The organism is Deinococcus piscis (genome assembly GCF_014653275.1).
Classification (GTDB): domain Bacteria; phylum Deinococcota; class Deinococci; order Deinococcales; family Deinococcaceae; genus Deinococcus; species Deinococcus piscis.
In genome coordinates, this window is the sequence record NZ_BNAL01000055.1 from 1 (window position 1) to 10,001 (window position 10,001).

Below are 10,001 nucleotides of genomic sequence, written 5' to 3' on the forward strand. Positions count from 1 at the left end.
CGGTGGTTGTGGAGCCACTATGCTGTTCTGGACAGAGAAAAAGTAAAGTTGTCGGGTACTGAGCAACAAGAGGGCAAGAGATTAGGTGATGGGCTGGCCGAAATGTCGCTGATACTCGCCGCCACTCGGCTAAAGATGCATCTCTGACCTTACAGAAACCAGTCCCGACCTTGGAAGGCTTGTTCTTGTGGGCCGCTCAAGGTGTTGAGTCCCAGATACACGCACCCTGGGGCCTCCCCAGACACGCGCTGGCTGAACAAGCAAGCTATCTCTGGCATGCTCCACAGCCAAGCCTTGACCCCGCCTTGACAAAATGGAGAGCCGGGCCTATGTTCAGGTTAATCGTTTAACCCACTCGGAAAACCATGACCAAACGTGAACATTCCAACGTGACTATGGCCGCTGTCGCGCGCGCTGCCGGGGTATCAACGGCCACTGTTTCCTATGTGGTCAATGGCACCAAGGCCGTCACGCCGGCTGTGCAGCGCCGGGTCAAGCAGGCCATCGAACATCTGGGATACGTCCCCTCCCACGCCGCTCAGGTGCTGCGGACCGGGCGCAGTTTCACACTTGGCCTGGTCTTGCCCGACCTCACCAATCCTTTTTTTCCGTCACTGGCGCAGGCGCTGATAGAAGAAGCGCGGGCACACGGTTATGCCGTGATTCTGGCCGACTCTCACCGCGATGAACAGCTCCAGGCAGAAGCCATCCATAGCCTCCAGCAGCGCGGCGCTGACGCCCTGATGATTATTCCGGTCAGCCATACCGAAGCGCCCGACACAGGGACAGTCCCCAGCATCATGCTTGACCGTCCAGGCGACGCGCATCTGAGTGTACAGAGCGATAAGTACATGGGCGGGCAGCAGGCAGCTCAGCACCTGCTGGACCTGGGGCACACCCGCTTTGCGGTCTTGGCAGGCCCAGCACGCCGTGGAGAGCCTGGCGAGCGTGTGCGCGGCATGCTGGATACCCTAGGTGCAGCGGGGGTTCAGATTCCGCCCGAACTGTTTATCTATAGCCCCTACAGCGTCGAAGATGGCATGACCGGAGCCCAGCAGCTGCTGCAACGCGGGCCGTTTACTGCGCTGCTATGCGCCAACGACACCCTGGCTCTGGGCGCACTCAGCACCCTGCGTCAAGCAGGGCACCAGGTGGGTAAAGACCTCTCGGTGGTGGGCTTTGACGACATTTCCTGGGCGGCCCTCTCCAACCCGTCGCTGACCACGGTGCAGCAGGATACGGATGAGGTGGCCCGCACCGCCGTACGACTGGCTCTCCAAGCGACTGAAGCCCCCAGACTCCAGGCCAACTGCACGGTGCCCACCCGGCTGGTTGTCCGTGAGTCTTCAGGCCCTGCGCCAAGCCCTATTCAGGAGGAACCTGCATGATTCTGGTTGCTGGAAGTGCCAATCTCGATTTCGTGACTCGCCTGCCGCATTTGCCGGCCCCGGGAGAAACTGTTCTGGGAGAGACCTACCGCACGGCCCCCGGTGGTAAGGGGGCCAATCAGGCGGTGGCCTGCGCCCGGGCCGGTGCCCAAACGGCGTTTGTGGGTGCCCTGGGCCGCGACGCTTTCGCAGAGCCGCTGCTGACCTCGCTGCGGGAAAGCGGCGTGCAGGACCGGAGCGTGCGGGTTGACACCCCCACCGGTGCCGCCTTTATCACCGTCGCGGAGGAAGGCGAGAACAGCATCGCCGTAGCAGCTGGCGCAAATGCCTTGCTGGACCCGCAACATCTCCCCGACCTGAGCGGGGTCACCCAACTGCTGCTGCAACTGGAAGTACCGCTGAGCACGGTGCAAGCCTTTGCAGCAGCGGCGCAGGGGGCTGGTGTGCAGGTGATGCTGAACGCTGCTCCCGCGCAGCCTCTGCCAACAACCTTGCTGCGGCATGTGGATGTGCTGCTGGTCAATCAGGGCGAACTGGAAACGCTGGTAGGAGCTGGTGACCTGGCAGAGCAGTTGCAGCGCGCCCAGGCCACTGGCCCCCGGACCGTGGTAGTGACTCTGGGCGACCAGGGCTGCTTGGCCCTAGACGGAACCCAGCTGCTGCGGCTGAGCGCCCACCGGGTCGAGGTCAAGGACACGACAGCTGCCGGGGACACTTTCGCAGGCGTGCTGGCCGCTGCACTGGCGGCGGGGCAGCCTCTGCGCCCGGCACTTGAGCAGGCCACGGTGGCCAGTGCGCTGGCCTGTACCCGTGAGGGCGCTCAGCCCAGTATCCCCTGGGCGGACGAGACCGCAGCAGCATTGGCCGAGTACCGGAGGAACCAGACCCCCCAAGAGTCAGAGATGGCTCACGCCGCACAGGAGACCCAAGCATGAAAAAGTCTGGCCTTCTCAACCCTGAACTCAGCGCCCTGGTCGCGCAGGCAGGGCACACCCAGCACATTGTCCTGGCGGACGCTGGCCTGCCCATTCCGCCCCAGGTCCGCTGCATTGACGTGTCAGTCAGCGCCGGTCTCCCCCAGCTGCTGCCCGTCCTTCAGGCCATCCTCGGTGAATTGGTCATTGAAGCGGTCAGCGTGGCCCAGGAGACACGCGACCTTTCGCCCCAGTGGTACAGCGAGCTGCAGCGCACGCTGCCAGAAGTGCCCGTCCATGAGCTTCCGCATGAGGCCCTCAAAGAAGGCTTGCCCCAGGCGCTGGCCGTCATCCGCACCGGTGAAACCACGCCTTACGCCAATGTCATCCTGCACTGTGGAGTGAACTTCTGATGACGGCGCTGTACGAAGTATCACCCCCCACCCAGCCAACGTCATCACACCCCCCAGTGCTGCACATGACCGATATCGTCAAGCGCTTCGGCCCTGTCGAGGTGCTGCACGGCGTCCATCTGGAAGTGCGGGCGGGCGAGGTCCACGCACTGCTGGGCGAAAACGGCGCTGGCAAAAGCACCCTGATGAAGATTCTGGCGGGGGTTCAGCCCGCCACGTCGGGAGAACTGCGCCTGGGCGGCGAAGCTGTCCGCTTCCGCAGTGTAGCCGACGCTGCCCGGCATGGGGTCCGCATGCTCTTTCAGGAGTTGAGCCTCGCCCCCGACCTGAGCGCCGAGGAAAACCTGTATCTGGGTGATATGTCTCCCCTGATCAGTGACCGCGAGCTCCGCGACCAAGCTGCTGCTCACCTGCACTCGCTGGGCCTCGACCTTCCCCTGGGTGTCCCTGTCCGTACGCTCAGCGTGGGTGAGCGCCAGATGCTGGCCATTGCCCGCGCCCTGGTCGGTGAGCCACGCGTGCTGGTGTTCGACGAACCAACGGCCCCACTGACCGCCCCTGAAATAGAAAAGCTGTTCGAGTTCATCGCTCAGATTCGCGGGCGCGGTGTGGCTGTGGTGTATATCTCACACCACCTGGGCGAAGTGTTCCGAATCGCGGACCGTGTGACGGTGCTCCGGGATGGGCGCAACATCGCCACGAGTGACGTTGCCTCAACGACCCAGCAGCAAATCATCGAGTGGATGGTCGGCAGACATGTAGAAGTGCAGTCGCGGGTTCAGCCAGTCAGCGGTGACCCGGTCTGGCAGATTGAGGCGCGGCCCACAGGGGCGTCTCCCCTCCACCTGGAATTGCGCGCGGGCGAGGTGATTGGCCTGGTCGGCATCGTGGGCAGTGGCCGGGGGGCGGCCCTGCGGTCCCTGGTCGGCATTGGCGGAGAGAGCCTGTGGAACGGCCAGCCGGTCCTCTCGCTCGAAGACGCGCTGCGCCGGGGCATCGGCATTCTGCCCGAAGACCGCAAGGCCGAAGGGGCCGTGCTAGACGGCACCATCCGCGAGAACATTGCTCTTTCCAGTTTGCCTGCGGTCTCCCGCGCCGGCGTGGTCCAGTCTGGCCCTGAGCGGCAGCTGGTCCAGCAGTGGATTGAGCAGCTGCACATTCGCCCAGCGCAGCCTGAGTACCTCACAGGCGCTTTGTCAGGGGGCAACCAGCAGAAGGTGGTGCTGGGCCGGGTGCTTGCCGCCCAGCCCAAAGTCCTGATTCTGGAAGAGCCGACCCGTGGGGTAGATATCGGGGCGCGGGAGGAGATTTATGAAGTGATTGCTGGTCTGGCTGCCGCTGGGCTTCCCATCATCCTTTCGAGCGGCGACGCTCAGGAAGTGCTGGGACTGGCCACACGCATTCTCGTCTTCCGGGGTGGAGAAGTCGTGTCTGAACTTCACGCCCCTGTCACCCTTGAGGAGGTGATTGCCCATGTCACAGGCGCACGCACGCACTGACCGCTCCCCCGCGTGGCGGCAACTCCTGTCCCGCTACGGCCTTTGGCTTGTGTTCGCGGCGCTGCTCGCCATTGCCAGTCTGCTGTCAGACCGCTTTTTGACCGTACCCAATTTTCTGAACATTGCCCGCCAGACCAGTGTCAATGCGCTGCTGGCCTTCGGGATGACTGCGGTCATTCTCAAAGGCGGCATTGACCTGTCTGTCGGTTCCATCCTGGCGGTGGTCGGGGTGATTGCCGTGTTCCTGGATCAGGCTGGCGTTCCCTTCGTCGGCACCGTGCTCCTGAGCCTCGCTGCGGGCGGCCTGATCGGCTCCCTCAACGGGGTGATGGTGGCTTACGGCAAGATCGCACCTTTTATCGTGACCCTGGCGGCCCTGACCATCTGGCGCGGCGTCACGCTGGTCCTGACCGACGGCTCACCCCTCAGCAAGCTCAGCCCGGCCTTTCAGGCGTTCGGCAATGTGAGCCCGCTGGGGGTGCCCTCGCCCGTCTGGCTGGCCCTGAGCGCCCTGCTTGCCACCTGGTTCCTGCTGCGGCGCACCGGCTGGGGCCGGGGCATCTACGCCCTGGGTAGCAGTGAGGACGCGGCGCGCTTCGCTGGCCTGCCGGTGGACCGCCTGAAGGTAAGTGTCTACGCCTTCAGCGGCCTGATGAGTGCGCTGGCCGCCCTGCTTCTTACCTCGCGCCTCAACTCCGCGCAGCCGACTGCTGGCTCCGGCTTTGAGCTGGACGCCATCGCTGCGGTGGTTGTGGGCGGAACCAGCCTGGCCGGTGGACGCGGTGGGGTGATCGGGACGCTGCTGGGTGCCCTGATCATCGGTGTACTCAACAACGCCATGAACCTGCTTGACGTGAATGCTTTCTACCAGCAGATCGTCAAGGGCCTGGTGATTGTCGGTGCCCTACTCTTCGAGAGATTCCTCTCGTCCCGCTCAGCCTAAACGCTTTCTTTCACTTCCTTCGGAGGAATACCTTATGAAAAAAATCTTCGCTTTGCTGACCTTTACCCTGCTCGCCACCGCTTGTGACAGCACCAAGGAAACCACCACGACCACGTCGGCCACGCAGACCGAAACCGTGCAGACCACCTCTGCCGCCGCTACGGCACCGGCCAGTGACGCGCAGGCAGCTTCCGCCCCCGCCACTGCTGAAGGGGCCACTGTTGGCCTCAGCATCTCCACACTCAACAACCCCTTCTTCGTGGAGCTGCGCGACGGTGCCCAAGCCGCAGCAGATGCGGGCGGTGCTGAGCTGACCGTACTGGACGCTCAGGACCGGGCCGACAAACAGGCCAGCGACATCGAAGATCTGGTCACCCGTGGTGTGGACGTGATTCTGGTGAACGCCACCGACAGTGACGCCATTGTGCCCAGCATCATGACCGCCAACGAGGCGGGCATCCCCGTGATCACCGTAGACCGCAGCGCCAACGGCGGACAGGTGGCTTACCACATCGCTTCGGACAACGTGGCGGGCGGCAAGCTGGCCGGCGAATTTATCCGGGAGCAGCTGGGCGGCAGCGGCAACGTCGTGGAGTTGCAGGGCGTCCCCGGCTCCAGCGCGGCCCGTGACCGTGGCGAAGGCTTCAACATTGTTGTGAAAGAAAACGCGGACATGAAGGTGGTTGCCGCTCAGCCCGCAGACTTCAACCGCGCCAAGGGCCTGAGCGTGATGGAAAATATCCTGCAAGCCCAGCCCGAAATTGACGCCGTGTTCGCCCACAACGATGAGATGGCTCTGGGCGCATTGCAGGCCATCACCGCCGCTGGCCGGGACATCATGGTCGTGGGCTTTGACGCCACCCCAGACGCTGTAGAAGCCGTCAAGGGCGGCACCCTGGCCGCCACCGTAGCCCAGAAGCCCGGCGAGATTGGCCGACTGGGCGTGGAAAAGGCCCTGGAACTGATCAGCAGCGGCAACGTGCCTGCCGCTACCGAGAATGTGCCTGTGGACCTGGAACTGGTTAAGCCCTAAAGATGACAAGCCGCAGCAGAGCAGGCATCTAGGACAGACACGTCAGATGGTCAGACTGATTGCCTGATGCGCATTTCAGCACTCTTAAATCACACGCGACATGTGCTGCTTTTACAGCAGGGTCTCACGCCGTAAAAAGCTGGTTGCCTTGTCAATGCCCACAAAAGTCAGCTCAGGACCAGGCAGATCACTGCTGCACAAAAGGAAAGCCCCCGTGCCAGACGGGGGTTTTCTATGGCGCACCCTAAAGGACTCGAACCTTTGACCGACCGCTTAGAAGGCGTGTGCCGGCTCATCCCACCCAAGGCCATATAGTTCTCCTTGATCCCCAAAATGCCTTCCTAGACAGAATTTTCGCTTGCCCCTTCTGAACCTTCACTCGCAGTTCGGCTTGCCAGATCCCGCCTCATCCCGTTCCGGTTGGGCACGCGTTGGGCACAGGTTGGGCATGAAATCCCCAAGAGCGGCGGCAGAGATTTGCCGCTTTAAGAAGCTTCTGAGAATAGGAGTAAGGCAAACTGAACTCGGCCTTTGCTAATGCTTTTTCTTCTTCGGACGGTTCTTCGCCACGTTCGCCGCTTTACGCTCCGCTTTCTCGCGGACCAGGCACTCATAGAAGGCTTGGTGGGTACCAGCGGGCAACAGCAGGTTCGCTCCTTGGTGTGTTTCACTCACTCCAGCGCGGGGCAAGCCTTGGGGATGGGCAGGGTCGCCCGTTTCCGGGTTAGGGTCGGGCAAAGGCCCGGTGGGCGGGAGGTAGAGGGGGTCGGGCCGGTGGCTCATGGGCCAAATATGCTCTTGCGTAAGACGTGGCTGCAGTGCCAAGAACTACATGATGCTTAATGTGCGGTGGGTGCAGAGGGAACAGATTTTCGGCGGCACGACGTGAGTAAAGACGCTTGGGTCGTGAATGTCCGCGTTGCTGGCGTTGTACCGAGCGGCCCAGTAGCTCAGGCTTGTGAAGCTGCTGTGGTCATAGAACGAGTGGGGCATGTGAGCGGCTTTGTCAATAACAATTCTGTCAAGGATATCGGTCATGTACTGCCCACCCGAAGGCAGGCAGAAACGTACTGGGCGGCCTGTTCGTTCTAGGATTTTTGGCGTTTCAATCCACTGCCCACCCAAAGGCAGGCAGAAACGCAGGGTGCCGAGCGTGGTGAGATGCAGGAGAAGTTTCAATCCACTGCCCACCCAAAGGCAGGCAGAAACACGGACGTTATTTCCGCGTCCATTGTGGACGGTGGCGTTTCAATCCACTGCCCACCCAAAGGCAGGCAGAAACGGGATTGGAAGTGCAGCATGAGCGCCCTGAAGCTGTTTCAATCCACTGCCCACCCAAAGGCAGGCAGAAACACACCCTAGCTTTCGTGGCTACTCTAGGATATGTAAGTTTCAATCCACTGCCCACCCAAAGGCAGGCAGAAACCTATGTGGTGACGGTGCCGCCCTACACCCTTCAGGTTTCAATCCACTGCCCACCCAAAGGCAGGCAGAAACACGGACGCTGAGGCCCAATTGCTGGCCCAGGAGTTGTTTCAATCCACTGCCCACCCAAAGGCAGGCAGAAACATATACCCGTTTCGGTCAAAAAACAGGTATGGGCGGTTTCAATCCACTGCCCACCCAAAGGCAGGCAGAAACAGGCTCCAGACATGTTCACCGCTTCGGCCAGCGCCTGTTTCAATCCACTGCCCACCCAAAGGCAGGCAGAAACCTCATCGGCTTTCGCCACTTTTTCCGTGGCATCCTGTTTCAATCCACTGCCCACCCAAAGGCAGGCAGAAACCACCTGCGGGCGGCCCCCTACCCCTACGCCGACGTTTCAATCCACTGCCCACCCAAAGGCAGGCAGAAACGCAATTCACAAGGGCAACCTAAAGGACGCTTGGCACGTTTCAATCCACTGCCCACCCAAAGGCAGGCAGAAACTGACCAAGTCGCTGAGCTTTAAGCCCATGTACGTGTTTCAATCCACTGCCCACCCAAAGGCAGGCAGAAACTCAACCCCCTCGACTATCAGGACACCGGCACCCAGTTTCAATCCACTGCCCACCCAAAGGCAGGCAGAAACGCGGTCCAGGCTCACGCTCACGGCGCTCGGCAGGTTTCAATCCACTGCCCACCCAAAGGCAGGCAGAAACGCGGTCCAGGCTCACGCTCACGGCGCTCGGCAGGTTTCAATCCACTGCCCACCCAAAGGCAGGCAGAAACGCCGTCACCAACGGGCGGCGCACCCGCGCAGAGAAGTTTCAATCCACTGCCCACCCAAAGGCAGGCAGAAACAGTTCGCCTCCAGAACGTGTTCCAGACGGCTCCCCAGAGCCAGTTTGCGCGAACATCGCGCCGAAGTCCATACACCGGCACCTTTTGGGATATGGAGTTGTCATGCACCGCGTCCCAGAGGGACTTTGGGAGTGGCGCGAACCCCCCGGAGTTTTTCCGGCGCACCACGTTCGCGCTACAGAATCAGTGGCTCATTAAAGTCTAGGTATTTGTCTACGCCGTGCGCCTCCACGAACTTTTCGCGGGGCTGGCGCAGGCGGTAGAGGCGGATGCTGTCCTCGGTCACGTCCATAGCGTTCAGCAGCTTCTCGCGCATCTGAAGCAGTTGAACGTCAGTCACACTGACTTCGAAGACGCTGTTCTGGACGCGCTGCCCATGCGCGACACAGATTTTTGCGACCCGGCGCAGGCGGCGGCGTCCGCCCTCTGTTTCGGTCTTGACGTCGTAGCAAATCAGCAAGTCAATCATCGGTGCTCCTCAGCGGTGCAGATACGGCGGGTAATGGGGCCTGTCGCCGCGCAGATGCTGGGCCAGCAGGCGGGCCTGAACATGCGGAATGAGGCCCAGCGGTGTTTTGCGGGCCGTGAGGGGGTGCGTCACCTCTTCCTTCTTGCGCTCGGTGAGGTGTGAGAGGATCAGCTTACGGGCGTCTTCCCTGATGGTCACGGTATTGCCCTCGTGCAGCACGAAGTCGCGCGGCGTGAGTTGCTGCCGGTTGATCAGGGTGATGATGGCGCGGTCGGCGGTCACAGGCCGCAGTTCTTCCATCAGATCAAGGGCAAGGCTGCTGCGGCCAGGGCGCAGGGCGTGCAAAAAGCCGACCTGTGGGTCGAGACCCACCGACTGGCACGCCGAGGCGCAGTCGTTCGCCAGCACGGTGTACACAAAGTTCAGCAGCGAGTTGATGGGGTCGCGGGCGGGCCTGCGGGTGCGCTCGGTGAGCCAGAAGAAATCCCGGTTCTGCCGCAGCATCAGCGGAAACACTTCCCAGTAGATGCGGGCGGCGGTGCCCTCGATACCGCGCACCTCGTCCACCGTCTCGGCCAGGGGGAGGCAGCCGATCTGGGCATTGATTTCCTTGGCGGCCTGGCGCAGCAATGCCGGGTCATCGTTCAGCGCTTCACGCGCCGAGCGCATCAGCGTCTGCTTCTGGTTCTGAAGTTTCCCGGCAGCAAAAAAGCGCGACACGGCCAGCGTCTTTTCGGTATCGCACGCGCAGCCGTGCTGGGCCACCCGCAGCAGCACGTTTCCGCTGACCGGCGTTTCGGTGCGGGCCATGAAGCGGCCGTATTCGGTCAGCCACGTCACGGGCTTGTGGTCGCGGGCCAGGCGGTGAATCAGGAAGGGCGTCATCATCACGTTGCCGAACACCACCAGACTTTCCACGTGGTGCAGCGGAATCATCACGGGCGGGCGGTCATCAGCTTCCACGCGGATGTTGTCATCTTTCAGGTGCAGGTGGTAGTGGTACGGAAAATCCTTCAGGCTACGTTCGAAGATTCCGTAGCTGCAAGCAGTTTAACCCAG

At 61.9% G+C, this 10,001-nt stretch carries 9 protein-coding genes and 1 CRISPR repeat array; of the genes, 6 read left to right on the forward strand and 3 right to left on the reverse strand.

The features are described from left to right. Positions 1 to 365 precede the first annotated feature (365 nt). The 6 genes from IE158_RS12790 to rbsB all read left to right on the forward strand — a co-directional run bounded on the left by IE158_RS12790 (position 366) and on the right by rbsB (position 6,190). Entirely contained in the window at positions 366 to 1,388 is a 1,023-nt protein-coding gene (locus tag IE158_RS12790; protein WP_189644101.1) for a LacI family DNA-binding transcriptional regulator, read from the forward strand. Beyond that, positions 1,385 to 2,323: a ribokinase gene (locus IE158_RS12795; protein WP_189644102.1), complete on the forward strand. Its 939-nt coding sequence runs from the start codon at positions 1,385 to 1,387 to the stop codon at positions 2,321 to 2,323. Before IE158_RS12790 ends, IE158_RS12795 begins: the two co-directional genes overlap by 4 nt. Beyond that, entirely contained in the window at positions 2,320 to 2,715 is a 396-nt protein-coding gene (gene rbsD / locus IE158_RS12800) for a D-ribose pyranase (protein WP_189644103.1), read from the forward strand. Before IE158_RS12795 ends, rbsD begins: the two co-directional genes overlap by 4 nt. 65 nt (positions 2,716 to 2,780) lie before the next feature. Beyond that, on the forward strand, positions 2,781 to 4,214 hold the full coding sequence (locus IE158_RS12805; protein WP_229839122.1) for a sugar ABC transporter ATP-binding protein: 1,434 nt from the start codon (positions 2,781 to 2,783) through the stop codon (positions 4,212 to 4,214). Further along, the gene (locus tag IE158_RS12810) at positions 4,189 to 5,157 is read left to right on the forward strand and encodes an ABC transporter permease (RefSeq protein ID WP_189644105.1); all 969 of its coding nucleotides are present in this window, start codon (positions 4,189 to 4,191) and stop codon (positions 5,155 to 5,157) included. Before IE158_RS12805 ends, IE158_RS12810 begins: the two co-directional genes overlap by 26 nt. A 34-nt stretch (positions 5,158 to 5,191) precedes the next feature. Next, a complete protein-coding gene (rbsB, locus tag IE158_RS12815) occupies positions 5,192 to 6,190 on the forward strand; it encodes a ribose ABC transporter substrate-binding protein RbsB (protein WP_189644106.1) in 999 nt (332 codons plus the stop codon). A gap of 534 nt (positions 6,191 to 6,724) precedes the next feature. On the opposite strand, the gene IE158_RS12820 is transcribed toward rbsB, so the two are convergent. The 3 genes from IE158_RS12820 to cas1c all read right to left on the reverse strand — a co-directional run bounded on the left by IE158_RS12820 (position 6,725) and on the right by cas1c (position 9,974). Further along, positions 6,725 to 6,973, reverse strand: coding sequence for a hypothetical protein (locus IE158_RS12820; protein WP_189644107.1), 249 nt, complete (start codon positions 6,971 to 6,973; stop codon positions 6,725 to 6,727). Between the two features lie 319 nt (positions 6,974 to 7,292). Then, a CRISPR array of direct repeats spans positions 7,293 to 8,473; the repeat unit is 37 nt; unit sequence GTTTCAATCCACTGCCCACCCAAAGGCAGGCAGAAAC. Between the two features lie 175 nt (positions 8,474 to 8,648). Beyond that, positions 8,649 to 8,942 carry a CRISPR-associated endonuclease Cas2 gene (gene cas2 / locus IE158_RS12825; protein WP_189644108.1) on the reverse strand — a complete coding sequence of 98 codons (294 nt, stop codon included), beginning with the start codon at positions 8,940 to 8,942 and terminating at the stop codon, positions 8,649 to 8,651. Positions 8,943 to 8,951: 9 nt separating this feature from the next. Then, positions 8,952 to 9,974, reverse strand: a complete 1,023-nt coding sequence (cas1c, locus tag IE158_RS12830; RefSeq protein WP_189644109.1) for a type I-C CRISPR-associated endonuclease Cas1c — start codon at positions 9,972 to 9,974, stop codon at positions 8,952 to 8,954. Positions 9,975 to 10,001 lie beyond the last annotated feature (27 nt).